This window comes from Pseudomonas sp. NPDC086112, assembly GCF_044746425.1.
Lineage (GTDB): Bacteria > Pseudomonadota > Gammaproteobacteria > Pseudomonadales > Pseudomonadaceae > Aquipseudomonas.
On record NZ_JBIVCD010000005.1, the window covers coordinates 202,357 to 219,252 of the forward strand.

The following is a 16,896-nucleotide window of genomic DNA, read 5'->3' on the forward strand; positions in this document are numbered from 1 at the left end:
CCGTTCGGGCGACCGACTCCTCAAAGCGCCCCGTGGCGTCACGATCGCGCTCGTATCGTCGCGTGAGCGGAAACGGCGGCAACCAGGCGCCTCGATCCGGACGTTGCCGCACAGGCAACCGCCGGTGAATCGGTCCATGCTGCGTCTCCTCTGATCAAGCGACGGTTGTGACTTTGCAAACTGTGAAAATAGTAGCGATGCCACGGCCATGGGTCGACTAATCTGAGTAGAGCACCAGCACAAACACGCCTCTAGCCTCAGGGGAAACGGGATGACCGGAAAAACAGCGCGCCAGTGTTCGTCATGGGTCCTGCCCTCCCTGCTCGCGATCAACCTGGCGCTGATGGCGGGATGTGCAGGCAAAGCTTCCACGGCAAGCTATTCAGCCTCAAATACAGGCTCAAATACAGGCTCAAACTGCTACGCAAAAGCGATACCCACTGCCGGCGAGGGCGGCCTGGCTTGGGGCGATACCTTGAGCATCGCTCGCAAAAAATCCATGGATAATTGCATCCGCTATGCCGGCCGATCCGGGGGTACGCCCAATACCTGCCAGGTGGTGTTGTCGGAGTGCAAAAATTAATAGGGCGTCATCGCTGCGATTGAAGCGGCTTTGAAAGGTTAACCAGCGCTGCAGCCCTGCCATACTGTTCAACATGACCCGTGCAACCTTCCGCTTCTACGAGGAGCTCAACGATTTCCTGCCGGCCGACCGGCGGCGGCAGTCCTTCACCTGCGAGTGCGCACGCGGGGCGACGGTCAAGCACATGATCGAAGCGCTCGGAATTCCGCACACCGAGGTCGAACTGGTGCTGCTCAACGGCGAGTCGGTGGGCCTGGATCGGGTGATTTTCGACAATGACCGGCTGGCGGTGTATCCCAAATTCGAAGCGCTGGACATCAGTCCGCTGCTCAAGGTTCGTGCGCAACCTTTACGGGTGCTGCGCTTTATCGCTGATGCGCACCTTGGCGGACTGGCCAACCTGCTGCGCATGAGCGGCTTCGACACCCTCTACGACAATGGCTTCGAGGACGGCGAGATCGCCGAGATCGCAGCGCAGCAAGGACGCATCGTGCTAACTCGCGACCGCGAACTGCTCAAGCGGCGGATCATCAGCCACGGCTGTTACGTGCATGCCCTGAAACCGTCGCTGCAGCTGCGCGAATTGTACGAGCGCCTCGACCTGGCGCGTACTGCGCGGCCATTCAGCCTGTGCCTGCATTGCAACCTGCCGCTGCACGAGATCAGCCCGGAAGTGGCCCGGTTGCAGGTGCCGCCCCGCGTTGGCGCCCTCTATTCGCACTTCCTGCGCTGCGACGCCTGCCAACGGGTTTACTGGGAGGGTTCGCACTGGCGCAGCATGTGTGCACTGCTGGCACCTCTGCTGGGCCAATAGCCGAGCGCATCGGGACGGCTGCCAGGGAAACTGGCTTTCGCAGGGTCTTGGAGCCTATGCAAACCCGAGGAACGACAGGATAACCACGACGATCACAACTACCCCGACGATGTAGATGATGTTGTTCATGAAATCCACCTCTCAACCTGGACAGGACTGCGTTAGAAAGACAAGACACTGCACCTTTGCCGGGAAAACACATCGGCTACGCCGCACACTATTTTTGCGAGCGACGATTTGAGTACAGCCAGACTGCCCTGGCTTACCGTTACCGGGCGGGATTGACGCGTGTGCTGTGCGCCAATCCCGCCCCTTCCTAGTTCTGACCACCCGACAACGGTGGGGTTCGCGGCGGGATCAATCGCTTCGTCCCCGTTGACTCAAACGCCGAAGCCAAGCGCAGCAGCGTCGAGTCGTCATAGGCCCGACCGGCGAAGGTCAGCCCGACGGGCATGCCGATGTCCGGCATGATTCCCATCGGCACCGTGACCGTGGGAACACCCAGGTGGCGGATGGCGAGATTGCCGTTAGCGACCCAGACACCGTTACTCCATGCGATGTCCGCAGACTTCGGATCGACATCGGCGTTCGCCGGCCCGACGTCGGCCACCGTCGGGAAGATCACTGCGTCGAGCCCCAACCGATCCATCCAGTCCTCAAGATCGATTCGGCGCGTCTGCTCAAGGCCGCGTAGTCCGTCGGGTACCGTAGTGATCTGGTCCCAAGGGGTGATGCCGCGCTCGGCCATCCGCACATATTCATCCATGCCAGCGGCAAGGTCGCCCTCACGGTTGGGCAGCGTTCCCGGGTCGTGCGGGAAAATCAGCGGCCCGTTCACATCGACCAGGCGATTGAGTTTTGGATCGCCGTTGGCCCGCAGAAAATCGTCGAACGCCCAAGCCGTCAGATCCCACAACTCATGGTGAAGGAACTCTTTGGAAACCAGGCCCCGGTTAAACACCGTTGGCGCACCGGGACGATCACCCTCGCAATTGGAAACCAGCGGGAAATCGACCTCGATCACTTCGGCCCCAAAGGCTTCGAGTGCCTTGCGAGCCTCTTCCCAGAGCCCGATCACGGAAGGACGGGTGTTGATTCGCTGCCCCGTCGGACCACCGATACCCGGCGCATCGCTCGTGCCTGCCTCGGGATCCGCGTTGATGTACATACGAGGAACGCCGAAGCGCTTTCCGGCGAGGGCATCGGTATTGGCGGCAAGCGACCCATAGGAAGCGGGACGCACCGAGGCGACACTTGGAATGGGCACCCAGGGTTGCATCCGCCACAGATCGCCTCGTGTGTCGGGATCGTCCGCCACCACCACGTCGAGCACTTCGAGCAGGTCCGCCATGGTTCTGGCAAACGGCACGACAACGTCCATGGTCGGCGTCAACGGCCAATTCCCGCGCACCGAGATCACTCCGCGCGAAGGCGTATAGGCACACAAACCATTGTTAGACGCCGGGCCACGTCCGCTCGACCAGGTTTCTTCGGCGAGGCCGAATGCCGCGAAACTGGCAGCGGTTGCAGTACCGGCACCGTTCGATGAGCCCGAGGCGAAGGGTGCGGTGAGATAGCCGGCGTTGTACGGGCTCTCAGCCCGGCCATACACCCCGCGCTGCATGCCGCCGTTGGCCATGGGCGGCATATTGGTCTTGCCCAGGCAAATTGCGCCAGCGGCACGAAGCCGTTCGATGGTGAACGCATCGCGATAAGCAATCAGGTTCGCGAACGCGGGACTTCCAGAAGCGGCGGTAAGCCCCTTCACCAGATAACTGTCCTTGGCCGTATAGGGAATGCCATCGAGCGGCCCCAGCGATTCGCCCTTGGCCCGACGGGCATCGGATGCCTGCGCTTCCTTGAGCGCATCGGGGTTGCGAACCACCACTGCGTTGAGGGCGGTGGGCGTGTCGGGGCCGTCGTAGGCATCGATCCTGGCGAGATAGGCCTGGACCAGCTCAACCGCCGTCGTCTGGCCCGATTCGAGTGCGGCACGCAGTTGGGCAATGGAAACCTCGGTGACCTCGATCATGCTGTTACCGCCGGCGGGTGATGGGTGACTGGATGTTGGGCTCAAAGACATCACTTATCTCAAAAAGGGTTTTCATAGTGGCTCTCGTTGCACTGCATTAGCGCGATCGATTACTCACAATAGGTGCTTAACCTGCGATCAATACGTGGTGAGCACGTTGTACCCGTGATTTTGCATGAGATTAGAGCAAGAGCCCACTCCATGAACGGCCCGGTGTCTCGGTGAGGGTCCTGTGGCGATGGTGGCGGCTCACCGAGGAACGCAAAACCTGTGGGAGCGGGCTTGCTCGCGAAAGCGGTGTGCCAGGCAACATTAATGTCGGCTGACACTGCCTCTTCGCGAGCAAGCCCGCTCCCACAGGGATGTGCGTTTGACTGACTGTTGCCGTCTACATCTCAACCTGCGTGCCCAGCTCGATCACGCGATTGAGCGGCAACTTGAAGTATTTGAGGTTGCTGTTGGCGTTCTTCAGCAAGAACGCGAACAGGCTTTCGCGCCAACGGGCCATGCCAATACGCTTGGTCGGGATGACAGTCTCCCGGCTGAGGAAATACGTGGTGCGCATCGGGCTGAAATCCAGCTCTTTCAAATGGCACAGGCTCAACGCCAGAGGGACGTCGGGCTCCTCGATAAAACCAAAGTGCAGACTCACTCGAAAGAACCCTTCACCATAAGCCTCGACCTCGAATCGCCGGTCCGCCGGCACACGCGGACTGTCTTCAGACACCACGGTAAGCAACACCACCTGCTCGTGCAGCACCTGGTTATGCAACAGGTTGTGCAAGAGGGCATGAGGGACCGCATCCGCCCTGGCCGTCAGAAATACCGCGGTACCCTGCACACGATGGGGGGGTTGCGAGCCGATGCTGCTGATGAACAACGGCAGCGGCAGCGAGGTTTCGTCCAGCCGCTCGACAATGATCTTTCGGCCCCGTTTCCAGGTGGTCATCAATATGAACAGGGCAATACCGGCAATCACCGGGAACGCACCGCCCTGGAAGATCTTCGGCGCGTTGGCAGCGAAGTACAGGCTGTCCACCAAGAGAAAACCCAAGAGCATCGGAATAGCCAGCCAACGAGGTGTTTTCCAAAGCAGCAATGCAACAGCCGAGGACAGAATGGTGGTAATCAGCATGGTGCCCGTCACCGCCACACCATAAGCCGCCGCCAGTGCACTGGACGATTCAAAACCGATGACCAGCAACACGACGCCGACCATCAGCGCCCAGTTCACCATGCCGATGTAAATCTGCCCCTGCTCCTGACTGGAGGTGTGCTGGATAAACATCCGAGGCACGTAACCCAGCTGAATGGCCTGGTGAGTCAGTGAGAATGCCCCGGAAATCACGGCCTGGGAGGCGATGATGGTGGCCAGTGTCGAGAGCGCAACCATCGGCAGCAGCGCCCAGTCAGGTGCCAATAGATAGAACGGATTACGTACCGCTTCAGGGTTCCCGAGGATCAGCGCGCCTTGGCCAAAGTAGTTAAGTACCAGGCCGGGGAGCACCAGGATGAACCAGGCACGAGCAATGGGTTTGCGACCAAAATGGCCCATATCGGCATACAGTGCTTCAGCACCAGTCAATGCCAACACGACGGCGCCCAGAATGGCGATGCCAATGCCCGGATGGACCACGAAAAATTTCACCGCCCACGCAGGATTCAGCGCTTGCAGAACTTCCGGCCGTTGCAAGATGCCGTAAATGCCAAGTGTGCCCAACACCACAAACCACAGCACCATGACCGGGCCGAACAGGATGCCGATACGAGCCGTGCCGTGTTTCTGTATCAAGAAAAGTACTACCAGGACGACAAGGGACAGCGGAACCACCCAATGCTCAATGCCATCAAACGCAAGCTGTAACCCTTCAACTGCAGAGAGCACCGAGATGGCGGGGGTGATCATGCTGTCCCCGTAAAAAAGTGCCGCGCCAAACAGGCCAAGCAACACCAGCACCCTGCTCATTTTGGGATACGGCGCCGCAGCCCGACGTGCCAGTGCCGTCAAGGCCATGATGCCCCCTTCGCCCTGGTTGTCGGCACGAAGGATAAACAGCACGTACTTGATCGAGACGACCCAGATCAGTGACCAGAAGATCAACGACAGAACGCCCAGTACACCGTCGTGATTGGCCTGGACTCCGTAATGACCGGCGAACACTTCCTTGAGGGTGTAAAGAGGGCTGGTGCCGATATCCCCATAAACCACGCCCACCGCGGCGATGAGCAAGCCCACTCCCGAGGTTTTGGAATGGGATTCTTCATGGGCCGGGATCGCAGTTTCGCTCACGGGTAGCTTCTCGATAAGGAGGAAGGATTGCAATGTCAGTCAGTTTAGCGAAATCCATGCGGGAGCGGCGGTGCGACGATTCGACTTGCTCGCGAAAGCGGTGTGTCAGGCGACATCAGTGTTGACTGGGCCACCGTCTTCGCGAGCAAGTCGAATCGTCGCACCGCCGCTCCCACAGGTTTCGCGCCTTAACTGACTGGAATCAGGAAAAATTACAGGCATATTCATGATCAAAAAAACGCGGCAAGTATCGTCGCGAGGGAGAATGTCGACCGTAAAGAATCCGTAAAATTGTACGGGCAGCACCCTCCCCCAATGATCATCAAGCGATTCACCCCTATTTTGCCGTCCCGCCACGAGGTTTATAGAACAGGAACTTCCGGGTCTCAGCCGTCTTGGTGTATTTCTTCGCCCAGGCGGGTTTCACCGTTCTGTCGTGGAAATACAAGGCACCATGGGTTCGGTCCGTGAGTTGCTTGTTGAGCGCCTTGCGCGCGATTTCCTTGGCGAGGGCATATTCGTCGTCTTCCTTTACCTGATCTGCACGTCCGTCGCACCACCATGAAAACTGGCAGGAGCCCGTTTCAGAGCCTTGCTTGACCACGGCGCACACCGTATCGGGAAACCCACCATGGCCGAGCCGGTTCATGACCACGCTGGCGACGGCTTCCATGTTGGCAGGTGCAACACCTTTGGCTTCCCAATAGATACTGCGTGCAAAGCAGGTGATTGCATCGTCCAGAGGGGCTGCGCCTGCCGGATCGACCGCCTGCGCTTCGGAGGGGGTGATGACTGCGGACTTGGGCACCGGGAGTTCGCTGTCCTTCTCGGCGGCTTTCTGCTCCAGGACCTGCGCCTTGTCTTCGGCCACTTCCTGTTTTTGCTCTTGCTCAGTCGCCAACACCTGGCCGCACAGAAGGATGATTGCGAAGCAGGTGAGTACCCATTTTAATCGCATGATCGATCCTTCCGATGACACTGGCTTAAGCAATGAAACGGCGATGTTGTAGCGCTGACCTGCTGTGATTGTAGTCGTCGCACGTCATTCCAGCCGTCTGACAATAATCTGCATGTCGAGGCGAAAAGGCATTGCATTCGCAGGGGTGAAATCGCGCATCATGGACGCAGTCCGTCCAAGGGAGATTTTCATGCGCAGCCTGTCATCCGTTTTGCATCTTGCCGTGTTGTCATTCGGGCTGGTGTTCAGCGTCGCCGCGTCGGCGGCCGATGAAACGCAGCTGGTCGAGTCGATCAACGTTTACCGCAGCCAGGCGCAGCGCTGCGGTGGCCAGGCGTCTTCGGAGTTGCCACCACTGGCGAGCGATCCGCGTCTGGTCCTGTCCGCCAACAGCATCGGTGACTTGCAACAGGCACTGGCCCGCGCGGCGTATCCGATGGTAAATGTCCAGGCGATCAGCCTGTCCGGTCCGCGTGATGCGCCGTCCGCCATGAAGGCGATTCAGGAGAGCTTCTGCCAAGTGGTGCTGGACCCGCAATTCGTCGACATCGGCGTTAGCCGCGATGGCCGTGAGTGGCGCATTGTGCTGGCGCGTCCGCTGTTGACCGGGCGTTTGGGTGACTGGCAGGCGGAGGGACAGAAACTGCTTGAAGCGATGAATAGCGCCCGCGCCCAGACGCGCCAGTGCGGCACTCAAGCCTTTGCCGCCACGACGCCGCTGGCCTGGAACGCCACACTAGGCTCCGCGGCCGAGACCCACAGCCGGGCCATGGCCAACAATAACTATTTCGATCACAAGGACCGCGACGGTCGCACGCCGGGTGATCGGGCTGAACTGGCGGGTTATGCGGGCCAGCAGGTCGGCGAAAACATCGCCGCCGGGCAAGACACCGTGCGCAAAGTGGTCGATGGCTGGCTGGCCAGCCCAGGCCATTGCGCCAACCTGATGAACCCGCAATTTCGTGAACTGGGTGCGGCTTACGCGGTGGACCCGAAGAGTGACGCAGGCATTTACTGGACGGCGATGTTCGGGACGCCGTGAAGGCTTGAACCGTCCGTTGAAAAAGGAATCGTGATTTGAATAAAGCCCCCTCTTCCACCGTCGAACAGGACCTGTCGAAGCCTGAGGCCATCAGCCTGCGGGAAGCATTCCTGTTCTGGCTGAAACTCGGCTTTATCAGTTTCGGCGGGCCGGCCGGACAGATTTCGATCATGCACCAGGAGTTGGTGGAGCGCCGACGCTGGATCTCGGAACGGCGCTTTCTGCATGCCCTCAACTACTGCATGTTGTTGCCTGGGCCTGAGGCTCAGCAGTTGGCGACCTACATCGGCTGGCTGATGCACCGCACGTGGGGCGGCCTGATTGCCGGCGTGCTGTTTGTGCTGCCTTCGCTGTTCATCCTGATCGCGTTGTCCTGGGTGTACATCGCCTTTGGCGAAGTGCCGGTGGTGGCCGGGCTTTTCTATGGCATCAAGCCTGCCGTGACCGCCATTGTGGTGCAGGCGGCCCACCGGATCGGCTCGCGGGCCCTGAAGAACAACTGGCTGTGGGGCATCGCCGCGGCTTCATTCACGGCCATCTTCGTGTTCAATGTGCCCTTCCCGTTGATTGTGCTGGGCGCCGCCATCATCGGTTATGTCGGCGGACGTCTGGCACCTGAAAGGTTCCAGACCGGGGGCCACGGTGCTGCGAAAAAATCCTTCGGCCCAGCCTTGATCGATGACGATACCCCGCCTCCCGAACACGCCCGTTTCAACCGTTTTAAATTGCTGCGCCTGTCGCTGGTGGGTGCGGCGTTGTGGGTGTTGCCGATGGGCATTCTCACCGCACTGTTCGGCTGGGAAGGCACCCTGACCCAGATGGCCTGGTTCTTTACCAAAGCGGCATTGCTGACATTCGGCGGCGCGTACGCCGTGTTGCCCTATGTGTATCAGGGCGCGGTCGGCCATTATGGCTGGCTGACACCCACGCAGATGATCGACGGTCTGGCACTCGGCGAAACCACCCCCGGGCCGCTGATCATGGTGGTGGCCTTCGTCGGTTTCGTCGGCGCCTATGTTCAGCAGGTGTTCGGTCCCGATCATGTGTTCCTGGCCGGCGCCCTCGCCGCCACGCTGGTGACCTGGTTCACCTTTCTGCCATCGTTCCTGTTCATCCTCGCCGGCGGTCCGCTGGTGGAGTCGACGCACAACGAACTCAGGCTCACCGCACCGCTGACCGCGATTACCGCGGCGGTGGTCGGCGTGATCCTTAATCTGGCGTGCTTCTTCGGCTACCACGTGCTCTGGCCCAACGGCTTCAGCGGCCAACTCGACTGGCCTTCGGCGCTGATCGCCGTTGCGGCGGCCATCGCCTTGTTCCGCTTCAAGCGGGGTGTGATCGAAGTACTGATGGGGTGCGGGCTGATCGGGTTGGTGGTTCATCTGCTGCGCTAGCGCAGCGAACGTGATCAATTAAGTTGTCGCTGCCTCTGCAGCTCGGTCTTCAGCCAGGTATCTGCCGGTTGTACGCCCGCCGGACAACGCACTTCATAGGCGCGACCACTCACACTGCTTTGGGTGGCCGCCAGGTCGATGAAGTTTTCTGCGCTATTGATCGCGCCCCTCTCTTCGAGATACTCAAGCTTCTTTTCCAGATGTGCCCGGGCCTGAGCGCCTGGGTATTCGCTCCCGTTGCGCACAAACCGGCACTCACTGTGCTCGACAAAGTCCAGCAAGCTGTTTATTTCCTGAGTGGCTTGAGGTGGGGTTTGCGCCTGTGCATTGAGCACCACTGCGGTCAGGCCGATACCCGCCGCGATCAACCAGTGGCTGACATGCCGAGTGAAACGTCCAGGCAGAACTCCCATGGTGACACCTCGCATGACTGACGGCAGATCAGAGCGGTGGCGCCCGCTCTGAAGGCTGGCGAGCAAGTATCAATCGTCGTCGCGGTCGTCGCGGTCCCGGTCACGGTAACGACGGCGATCATCACGCCGGTCATAATCCCGGTCATACCCTCGATCATCACGTTGGTCATAGCCTCGGTCATGGTCGCGACGGTATTCACGGCGGTGATCCCGATCGTACCTGTCATCATCTTCCCAGTGAGGAAAGCAGCCTCCCAACAAGAGAGTAGCTGCAATGGCCAGGGTCATTATCGCGGTGCGCTTCATTTGAACATCCTAAAAGCAAAGGTCAGAGCTGCGGGGATGAGTTGACGCTATCCACGAATTCAATCGAAGTGCGTGCAAACCGCAGATACGACCTTCCAGATGCTCAATGATTCAGTTATCGCCAGGCCTTACAGCGTTCTTTGGCTGTTACCGATGGTTTTGGCTTTTTCGATGGCCCAGTCCATCGCCGCTTCCATGTCCAGCAGATGCGGCGACGGATGGTTGTCCTCAACGATGGCCGAACCGTCCGGCCAATAGACACCCATGAACATCTTCAGCGAGCCGTCTCTCAATATCTCGGCTTTAACCTCGATGCTGCATCCGTTCGATAGCGTTTCCGAGTGGATCATATGGCGCTCAGTCATGGCTGCATTCCTCCCGTCGTTGCTATCAGCGTAACCCATGCAGCACTGAGCGCGATGACGCTCAAGCGTCTATCTGCACCACCTCGATTCCCAGCTGTTGATAATCCTCGACATTGCCCGAGGCCACGTGACGTTCGGTGATCAGGGTATGCACACGGTTGCAAGGCGCAACAACGAAAGGCTCCACCGCCCCCAGTTTGTCCGCGGTGGTGACGGCAATCACATGGGAAGCGCTGGCGAGCATCGCCTGCTTCACCGGCACCTCATCGAAATGCAACGAGCTGATGCCGACTTCCGGATGAATGGCGCAGACCCCGGTGAACAGCAGATCGGCCTTGATGCCTTCGATCAACCGCAGGGTTTCATGGCCGCCGGAAGACATCGTCGCGGGATTGAGCTGACCACCGGCAACAATCACCGTAATGCCTTTGTATTCGGCCAGTGTGATCGCGATCATCGGCGACGCAGTAATGGCCGTGAGGGAAATGTCAGCGGGCAGCGAGCGCGCGATCTGCAGCGTGGTGCTGCCGGAATCGAAAATCACAATCTGGCCGTTTTTGACCCGGCGTGCGGCGAGTTGGGCCAGACGGGTTTTCACCTCATCGGTTTCGCCAACCCGGGTGAAGTAATCCTTGCCCGTATCCTTGGGCCGCGGCAGTGCTCCGCCATGCACCCGCTGCACCAGCCCGGCGCTGGCCAGCTCCGACAGATCCCGACGAATAGTGTCTTCGGACACAGCGAAATGCTGGCTCAGCTCGGAGGCCATGACCTTACCGTCGCGTTCCAGAATCAAAAGGATTTTCTGACGGCGCAACTGCGGGAGTTCGATGATGGAATGCTCAGCTTGCATGGTTATGCCTGTTTTTGCGTGTTTGTGCGAGATTAGCCAAACAGCGAAATGAACACAACCGGCATGGCAGCGCAGAACCTGTGGGAGCGGGCTTGCTCGCGAAGGCGGCGGTACATCCAGTATTGATGTCGCCTGACACACCGCTTTCGCGAGCAAGCCCGCTCCCACATGGGTTGCGTTTAACGGACGTTAATCACAACGCATTCACAATGAACTCGCGCAACCATTGATGCGCAGGGTCGCGATGAACCCGCTCGGGCCAGAGCATCGACATCTCGTAACCCGGGACATCAAGCGGTGGCTCGACCACTTCCAACGCCCCCACATCGCGAACCAGCCGCGACGGCAGCATCGCCACCATATCGGTACTCTCCACCACCGACCGCACAAACAGGAAATGCGGGACTGAAAGCACCACCCGGCGCGTCATGCCCGCCGCCGAAAGCGCTTGGTCGGTGACACCCTGAAACGCCCCACCATCCCGTGACACGATCACGTGGTCGAGTTCACAAAATTGCGCCAGTGTCGGCCGTTTTTTCAACTGCGGATGGCCGGCACGCCCTACCAAAACATATCGTTCGGTAAACAACGCTCGACGCCGCAAGCCGGGGGGAGCGTCCTCGCTGGTGTGGAAAGCCAGATCGATTGCCCCCTGCTCCGCTTGCCTGGCGATCTGAGACGGAACCAGATCAAACACCGCCAAACGCGTGCCCGGTGCTGCCGAACGCAGCCCGGCCAACGCGGGCAACACGATGGTCGACTCACCGTAGTCAGACGCCATGACGTTCCACGTCTGCCGTGCCTCAAGCGGGTTGAAAGGGCTGGCCGGCGACACGGCACGCTCCAGGGCTTCCAGGGCCTGACGCAATGGCTCGCGCAACTCATCGGCCCTGGCCGTGGGCCGCATGCCCCGTGGTCCTGGCAATAACAGTGGATCACCGAAAATGTCCCTCAATTTGGCAAGATGAACACTCACCGACGGTTGAGACAAACTCAGGCGTTGCGCCGCACGGGTCACGTTGTGTTCCGAGAGCAAGACATCAAGGGTCAGCAACAGATTGATGTCCAGGCGTCGCAGATTATTCATGGTAATACCTGGCATATTGGTTATTCATTTCCAATATACCGGGTAACGTCCGATTCTGCTGGCTCCTGACACCGGAGACTCAGCCATGAAAGTTCTGCTCGTTTATGCCCATCCCGAACCAAAATCATTGAACGGCTCGCTCAAAGACTTTGCCGTCAAACGCCTGGAAGCTAACGGCCACCAGGTGCAAGTCTCCGATCTATACGCGATGGACTGGAAAGCCTCGCTGGATGCCGATGACAGTCCCGGCCGGCCAGCCGAATCGCGGTTCAATCCTTCGCTGGACTCCAAACTTGCCTTCGAAGAAGGCCGGCAAAGTCAGGACATCGTCCTCGAACAGGAAAAACTGCTCTGGGCCGATGCCGTCATTCTGCAGTTTCCACTGTGGTGGTTTTCGATGCCGGCGATCCTCAAAGGCTGGGTGGAACGCGTCTATGCCTATGGTTTTGCCTATGGCGTAGGAGAGCATTCCGATGCGCGCTGGGGTAACCGCTATGGAGAAGGCACGCTGGCGGGCAAACGGGCGATGCTGATCGTCACTGCAGGTGGATGGGAGTCTCATTACAGCCCTCGGGGCATCAATGGGCCCATCGATGATGTGTTATTCCCGATTCAGCATGGCGTGCTGTTTTACCCTGGTTTCGACGTGCTGCCACCGTTCGTGATCTATCGCACCAGCCGAATGGACGAAGCGAAATTTTCGACGACCTGTGATGCGCTCGGTCAACGGCTTGATGACCTCGGGAGGACCGCACCGATTCCTTTCCGGCCACAGAATGCAGGCGCGTATGACATCCCGCAGCTGACATTGCGTGCGGAGATTGCGTCGGATCAGACTGGGTTTTCGGCTCACGTCAGACAGGCAGAGCGTGATGAATCAGATGTGCGGGCGCCAACCGCAAAAGCGAGTGCCGTGAGTTAAATCGTAATGTGATCTGTAGCAGCTGCCGAGCTTGCGAGGCTGCGTTCGGCTGCGAAGCAGTCGTGAATCCGGGGAGCTCGGTCTGCCTGATGTACCGCAATTTCTGAATTTACGACTGCTACGCAGCCGAACGCAGCCTTCGGCAGCTGCTACGAAGAACGCGTCGTGGCTGAAATGGTTTAACCAACTCGCAAATACGAAAAAGCCCGCACAAGGCGGGCTTTGGAAATCGATGTAGGTGGCCAGCGCTGGTCTCTGGCTTACAAGGTTTATCGGGCCTCTCACAGAACAGGATTTTTAACTTTAGGCTGTTCTGCCTCACACGGCATAAGGGCTGGATCTCAGCGCGGAGATCTTTCTAACCGTGTACCCTTGGGAGCGCGCCCCACGCCTCCTCGCTATCCCTTTGCGCATCAGTCTGCGTCTTCACCTACAACTTCAGAATAGCAAATCGATCGAAGCCTGGGTCGGGCTTTTTAGACCGATTCTTTTCTAAGGGAATGACAGGTAAATGGAAAGATACTAACGCTGCGCCCCTATGGCTCGAACCAGGACGAACGCCACAGCGTAGGAGCTGCCGAAGGCTGCGATCTATTGATCTGAGGCCCGAAAAACCCATAGGAATCCCCTCACCACAATGGAACTCTCCTTTCCCTTTAGGGATGGAATTTCCCACTCGGCCCCGCACCCGTTTTTGTTGTGCGAAAAATCTTATAGCCCACCGTCTGCCTGGCTGACGTCATATCGACATCGATCACCATGACATTCGAGTGATTACCGTAAAAGGAATCCGGATCGATACACGACAGCGTGGAAATTCCATTAGGCAGGGTGTGCGAGTGGTTCATGTTGTAGATCTGCTCGGGCCTTATGTTTGGGGTGTACTGGTTTATCGGGCTGGACATCAACTCATTGATCACCGTGCTTTTCTCACCGCGCGAAACCGCAAGCGTGGCGTGATAAGAGGTGTGCATGTCGCCCGTCAGGAAGGTCAGGCGTGACACGTTTTTTTCGAGGACATGCTCAAGGATGCGGCTTCGCTGTTCTTCGAAAGCAGGATCCGACCATTTGTCACCTTCAGAGTTTTTCACCACTCCCACGAATGGCACGCTGGTGACAACGAACTTCAGGTCATCACGGTAACGCGACAGCCAGCGCAACAGGTCGTCTTCCTGGACCTCATCAAGCAAACACTTTTGCGCCGTGCTGCGGTAATAACGGGTGTCCATGACAAAGAACTTCACCGCGCCGTAGTTGAACTCGTAGTGGTAATGATGCTCGGCATGACGACTCGAAGGATTGTGCGAATGCTGAAACTCCCAATACGCCTTGATGGCGGCGTTCGCCAGCGCTTGCGTGGACGAACCGGTGGCCGTGTCGAAGTTATTGATCAGTTCATGGTCGTCAAGAATCATGTAATGCGACAACTCTGTCAGCGTCCGGCGCGCGGGCACACAGTCCTCCCAGGCATCCAGATACTTGTCACGAAAGAACTGCACATCGATGGCGGGCTGGCGCGGGATGTCCGAGTAAATCTGGTCGCCGCAATGAATCATGAAGCGTGCGTCGTTGTTTTTGGCCACCCGAGAAATCTCGACCCAGGCGCGGTCGGGCCTCTCCAGTATCCCGAGCGAATGCAAATTGCAGGAGCCGAGCACGAAAGAGAATGATCCGGTCAGTTCTACCGCGGGAAAGGTGCGAAAGCGCCCTTCGGTATAGGCATCACGAACTCGCTCATCGGCTGCCGCACCGCGGGTCTTGCCGAAAGCCACCTTCACGGTATAAGGCGTATCGGGATTGAGCTTTTTCCACTCCAGAACGCCCGTGTAAAACTCCATTGGCTGGGCATCGAGCACCTTGGTGGGGCCTGTCGCGTTGTTGTCGCAATCCACGACATCAACAAAGGCCACCGGCCAACGCTCGCTGGCGCGTACCCAGACTTTAATCGACGTATCGGTGGTATGACCGAGAATGAGCCGCGCCATCTGATTTCCTCCTGAAACCTGAGCAGCAGTTCAGTCGATAAATCAGCATCGCGCCACTAAGACATCAAACCCGTCGAGTAAGAACAAAGCCCTGATGATTTGAGGCTTTGTCGTTCAAAAAGCGGTTCGGCCTGGATGAGTCAGCCTCACTCTGCTCGCGACTGTGTGAGCGACCACATCCAGACGCTCAATACCACGAGCAATACCAAGGCGAGCACGCTGGGCCACAGGGGCATGGGATACCCATCAACGAGAACCTCGGGGCGAATAATCAGGCGCCCCAGTTGCGCCAAGGCCATCAGTGCGTAGACGGTGCCGGCCACTCGCAGCCCAATGATCCGGGATTTCATGCTGTTATCCTCGACCTGACTATGAACGTAACAGGCGAGCAAAAGCGTTGTTTTTTGCCGGCCCAGTGTGTGAAGTCGTGAAGGGGCGGCCAGCCTTGGCGCGCTCCTCTCCTCCCGCTCGGAAACCACTATCCAACCCTGGCCTTCACCAGAGGCCGGGGACCAATCTCCACCGTACTCGACGGGCGTAATCGTCATACCCTGCAAGCTCGGACCGCAACAGCTGGTCCTCCCATGCCGTGCGCAAGACAAGTAACGCCGACGCCAGTGCGGCGGGCAACAGTGCCCAGAACGAACCCAGCGCAAGGGCCATGCCGAAGAACAGGAACAGTGCGGCGATGTACCCGGGGTGACGCACGAAACGGTAAGGGCCGCTGTCGATCACGCGCTGATGCCGCTCGGCCTGGATGCGCACACCTGGTTCGAAGAACGGATTCACTGCCTGCGCCCAGCCTGTTACCGCGATGCCCGCCAGCACAGCGATGTAGCCGCCTGGCACCAACCAGGCCGGTACCGCCGACCAATGGAAACGCCCGGCATCGATCGCCGCGACCGGCAGGACCGCCGTCATCGTCGGCAATATGAGCGCCAGCAGCGCTTTGTCCCAACTTTTAGTGCCTGGCTGAATCCGGCTGCGCGCGCGAAAGATCACAGGGTTGACCCACGCCAGGACAAGGCCTGACGCGCCCAAAGCCAAAATCAGCACGATCAGCAATACCCATCCGGGCCGCCAGGCAATAGTGCCAGCCGGCAGGAAGATCAATACCAGCAGCGCAAGCGGCAGGCCGATCCCATAAGTGATGGCCGTACGGCGTGACATCGCCTTCGGATCCTGGGGAGTTTCTGTCTTTTCCATTTTGCTTGCCATATTCGATAGGCCCGCAAATGGAGTGTAGAGTTCCCCTAATCACCGAGCGACGTGATCGAGGGAACTCCCATGCCCACCACAGCAGAATCCAGAGCGTGCACGCGCGCGTTCGCACGCGTCATCGGGCCTTGGCTGGTCATCGTGCCCGGCATCATCGCCGTGCGGGCGCCAGACATGGGGCCACTGGCAGCCGACTTCTTCGCGAGCCCGCTCACCGTGTGGTTTGCCGGCGCCCTGCTGTTGTTCGGTGGCCTGCTGATCATCGCGTTCCATCAATATTGGTCGAACGCCGCGGCGGTTGTGATTTCCCTGTTCGGTTGGTTCCTGGCGCTTCGCGGCGCTGTACTCCTGGCCGCGCCGCAACTGATTGAACGTGGCGTGGCTGTATCGGCGAGGGTGCCGTTGCTGGTGCAAGTCGGCTTCGGCGTCGCCGTGCTGATCGGCCTCTGGCTCACCTATGTCGGCTGGATTGCCAAGCCCGATGCATCGCCGGCGGAGGGCGTTTTATAAGCATGAGCACGCAGTAAATCTGGAACTCCACTCTACGAACGCAACACCCCGATCGCCCGCCGATACTTCTCAACGCGCTCCAGATCCTCCCAGGACGGCTGGGCAATCCGCGACAAGTCGCTGTTCT

The 16,896-nt window shown here is 59.0% G+C and carries 17 protein-coding genes and 2 pseudogenes; 6 read left to right on the forward strand and 13 right to left on the reverse strand.

Features of this window, described 5'->3' with window-relative positions; genetic code table 11:
• Positions 1-16: 16 nt before the first annotated feature.
• Positions 17-94 (reverse strand): annotated as a pseudogene (locus ACIPLA_RS06210) (GFA family protein); the annotation flags it as partial.
• Positions 95-271: 177 nt separating this feature from the next.
• Here ACIPLA_RS06210 and ACIPLA_RS06215 point away from each other — a divergent pair.
• Together ACIPLA_RS06215 and ACIPLA_RS06220 are read left to right on the forward strand one after the other, a co-directional pair.
• The gene (locus tag ACIPLA_RS06215; RefSeq protein ID WP_401172377.1) at positions 272-583 is read left to right on the forward strand and encodes a hypothetical protein; all 312 of its coding nucleotides are present in this window, start codon (positions 272-274) and stop codon (positions 581-583) included.
• Between the two features lie 73 nt (positions 584-656).
• Positions 657-1,397: a Mut7-C RNAse domain-containing protein gene (locus ACIPLA_RS06220; protein ID WP_401172380.1), complete on the forward strand. Its 741-nt coding sequence runs from the start codon at positions 657-659 to the stop codon at positions 1,395-1,397.
• Between the two features lie 316 nt (positions 1,398-1,713).
• On the opposite strand, the gene ACIPLA_RS06225 is transcribed toward ACIPLA_RS06220, so the two are convergent.
• The 3 genes from ACIPLA_RS06225 to ACIPLA_RS06235 form a co-directional block, all read right to left on the reverse strand.
• The gene (locus ACIPLA_RS06225; RefSeq protein WP_401172383.1) at positions 1,714-3,429 is read right to left on the reverse strand and encodes an amidase; all 1,716 of its coding nucleotides are present in this window, start codon (positions 3,427-3,429) and stop codon (positions 1,714-1,716) included.
• 388 nt (positions 3,430-3,817) lie between these two features.
• Positions 3,818-5,719, reverse strand: coding sequence for a potassium transporter Kup (locus ACIPLA_RS06230; protein WP_401172386.1), 1,902 nt, complete (start codon positions 5,717-5,719; stop codon positions 3,818-3,820).
• A gap of 337 nt (positions 5,720-6,056) precedes the next feature.
• Positions 6,057-6,677, reverse strand: coding sequence for a cell wall hydrolase (locus tag ACIPLA_RS06235; protein ID WP_401172389.1), 621 nt, complete (start codon positions 6,675-6,677; stop codon positions 6,057-6,059).
• 190 nt (positions 6,678-6,867) lie between these two features.
• On the opposite strand from ACIPLA_RS06235, the gene ACIPLA_RS06240 reads away from it, so the two are divergent.
• The gene (locus ACIPLA_RS06240; protein WP_218396545.1) at positions 6,868-7,719 is read left to right on the forward strand and encodes a CAP domain-containing protein; all 852 of its coding nucleotides are present in this window, start codon (positions 6,868-6,870) and stop codon (positions 7,717-7,719) included.
• Between the two features lie 35 nt (positions 7,720-7,754).
• Positions 7,755-9,113: a chromate efflux transporter gene (chrA, locus tag ACIPLA_RS06245; RefSeq protein ID WP_218396547.1), complete on the forward strand. Its 1,359-nt coding sequence runs from the start codon at positions 7,755-7,757 to the stop codon at positions 9,111-9,113.
• Positions 9,114-9,127: 14 nt separating this feature from the next.
• Here the strand turns inward: chrA and ACIPLA_RS06250 are convergent, their stop codons facing one another.
• The 5 genes from ACIPLA_RS06250 to ACIPLA_RS06270 form a co-directional block, all read right to left on the reverse strand.
• A complete protein-coding gene (locus ACIPLA_RS06250; protein ID WP_218396549.1) occupies positions 9,128-9,526 on the reverse strand; it encodes a DUF5329 domain-containing protein in 399 nt (132 codons plus the stop codon).
• A 69-nt stretch (positions 9,527-9,595) separates the two neighbouring features.
• Positions 9,596-9,832, reverse strand: a complete 237-nt coding sequence (locus tag ACIPLA_RS06255; RefSeq protein WP_371317129.1) for a hypothetical protein — start codon at positions 9,830-9,832, stop codon at positions 9,596-9,598.
• A gap of 128 nt (positions 9,833-9,960) precedes the next feature.
• Positions 9,961-10,197, reverse strand: coding sequence for a hypothetical protein (locus ACIPLA_RS06260; RefSeq protein ID WP_063343332.1), 237 nt, complete (start codon positions 10,195-10,197; stop codon positions 9,961-9,963).
• Between the two features lie 61 nt (positions 10,198-10,258).
• Entirely contained in the window at positions 10,259-11,047 is a 789-nt protein-coding gene (locus ACIPLA_RS06265) for a DeoR/GlpR family DNA-binding transcription regulator (RefSeq protein WP_401172396.1), read from the reverse strand.
• A 193-nt stretch (positions 11,048-11,240) separates the two neighbouring features.
• Positions 11,241-12,134: a LysR family transcriptional regulator gene (locus ACIPLA_RS06270; RefSeq protein ID WP_401172399.1), complete on the reverse strand. Its 894-nt coding sequence runs from the start codon at positions 12,132-12,134 to the stop codon at positions 11,241-11,243.
• 85 nt (positions 12,135-12,219) lie between these two features.
• On the opposite strand from ACIPLA_RS06270, the gene ACIPLA_RS06275 reads away from it, so the two are divergent.
• Positions 12,220-13,056, forward strand: coding sequence for an NAD(P)H-dependent oxidoreductase (locus ACIPLA_RS06275; protein WP_401172402.1), 837 nt, complete (start codon positions 12,220-12,222; stop codon positions 13,054-13,056).
• Between the two features lie 656 nt (positions 13,057-13,712).
• Here ACIPLA_RS06275 and ACIPLA_RS06280 read toward each other — a convergent pair.
• From ACIPLA_RS06280 to ACIPLA_RS06290, 3 genes are all read right to left on the reverse strand, one after another.
• Entirely contained in the window at positions 13,713-15,041 is a 1,329-nt protein-coding gene (locus ACIPLA_RS06280) for an alkaline phosphatase (RefSeq protein WP_218396561.1), read from the reverse strand.
• 146 nt (positions 15,042-15,187) lie between these two features.
• Positions 15,188-15,391, reverse strand: a complete 204-nt coding sequence (locus tag ACIPLA_RS06285) for a hypothetical protein (protein WP_218396563.1) — start codon at positions 15,389-15,391, stop codon at positions 15,188-15,190.
• A 145-nt stretch (positions 15,392-15,536) separates the two neighbouring features.
• On the reverse strand, positions 15,537-16,211 hold the full coding sequence (locus tag ACIPLA_RS06290; RefSeq protein ID WP_218396566.1) for an isoprenylcysteine carboxylmethyltransferase family protein: 675 nt from the start codon (positions 16,209-16,211) through the stop codon (positions 15,537-15,539).
• Between the two features lie 117 nt (positions 16,212-16,328).
• Between ACIPLA_RS06290 and ACIPLA_RS06295 the strand changes: the two genes are divergently transcribed.
• The gene (locus ACIPLA_RS06295) at positions 16,329-16,769 is read left to right on the forward strand and encodes a hypothetical protein (RefSeq protein WP_401172406.1); all 441 of its coding nucleotides are present in this window, start codon (positions 16,329-16,331) and stop codon (positions 16,767-16,769) included.
• A gap of 32 nt (positions 16,770-16,801) precedes the next feature.
• Here ACIPLA_RS06295 and ACIPLA_RS06300 read toward each other — a convergent pair.
• Positions 16,802-16,896, reverse strand: a pseudogene (locus tag ACIPLA_RS06300) (GTP pyrophosphokinase); the annotation flags it as partial.

Excerpts from the sequence above, each read along its gene's own strand:
- ACIPLA_RS06260 (WP_063343332.1), bottom strand. The coding sequence starts at position 10,197 with ATGACTGAGCGCCATATGATCCACTCGGAAACGCTATCGAACGGATGC.
- ACIPLA_RS06220 (WP_401172380.1), top strand. The coding sequence starts at position 657 with ATGACCCGTGCAACCTTCCGCTTCTACGAGGAGCTCAACGATTTCCTG.
- ACIPLA_RS06290 (WP_218396566.1), bottom strand. The coding sequence starts at position 16,211 with ATGTCACGCCGTACGGCCATCACTTATGGGATCGGCCTGCCGCTTGCG.
- ACIPLA_RS06250 (WP_218396549.1), bottom strand. The coding sequence starts at position 9,526 with ATGGGAGTTCTGCCTGGACGTTTCACTCGGCATGTCAGCCACTGGTTG.
- ACIPLA_RS06275 (WP_401172402.1), top strand. The coding sequence starts at position 12,220 with ATGAAAGTTCTGCTCGTTTATGCCCATCCCGAACCAAAATCATTGAAC.
- ACIPLA_RS06285 (WP_218396563.1), bottom strand. The coding sequence starts at position 15,391 with ATGAAATCCCGGATCATTGGGCTGCGAGTGGCCGGCACCGTCTACGCA.
- ACIPLA_RS06265 (WP_401172396.1), bottom strand. The coding sequence starts at position 11,047 with ATGCAAGCTGAGCATTCCATCATCGAACTCCCGCAGTTGCGCCGTCAG.
- ACIPLA_RS06240 (WP_218396545.1), top strand. The coding sequence starts at position 6,868 with ATGCGCAGCCTGTCATCCGTTTTGCATCTTGCCGTGTTGTCATTCGGG.
- ACIPLA_RS06215 (WP_401172377.1), top strand. The coding sequence starts at position 272 with ATGACCGGAAAAACAGCGCGCCAGTGTTCGTCATGGGTCCTGCCCTCC.
- ACIPLA_RS06280 (WP_218396561.1), bottom strand. The coding sequence starts at position 15,041 with ATGGCGCGGCTCATTCTCGGTCATACCACCGATACGTCGATTAAAGTC.
- ACIPLA_RS06225 (WP_401172383.1), bottom strand. The coding sequence starts at position 3,429 with ATGATCGAGGTCACCGAGGTTTCCATTGCCCAACTGCGTGCCGCACTC.
- ACIPLA_RS06255 (WP_371317129.1), bottom strand. The coding sequence starts at position 9,832 with ATGAAGCGCACCGCGATAATGACCCTGGCCATTGCAGCTACTCTCTTG.
- ACIPLA_RS06270 (WP_401172399.1), bottom strand. The coding sequence starts at position 12,134 with ATGAATAATCTGCGACGCCTGGACATCAATCTGTTGCTGACCCTTGAT.
- ACIPLA_RS06295 (WP_401172406.1), top strand. The coding sequence starts at position 16,329 with ATGCCCACCACAGCAGAATCCAGAGCGTGCACGCGCGCGTTCGCACGC.
- ACIPLA_RS06235 (WP_401172389.1), bottom strand. The coding sequence starts at position 6,677 with ATGCGATTAAAATGGGTACTCACCTGCTTCGCAATCATCCTTCTGTGC.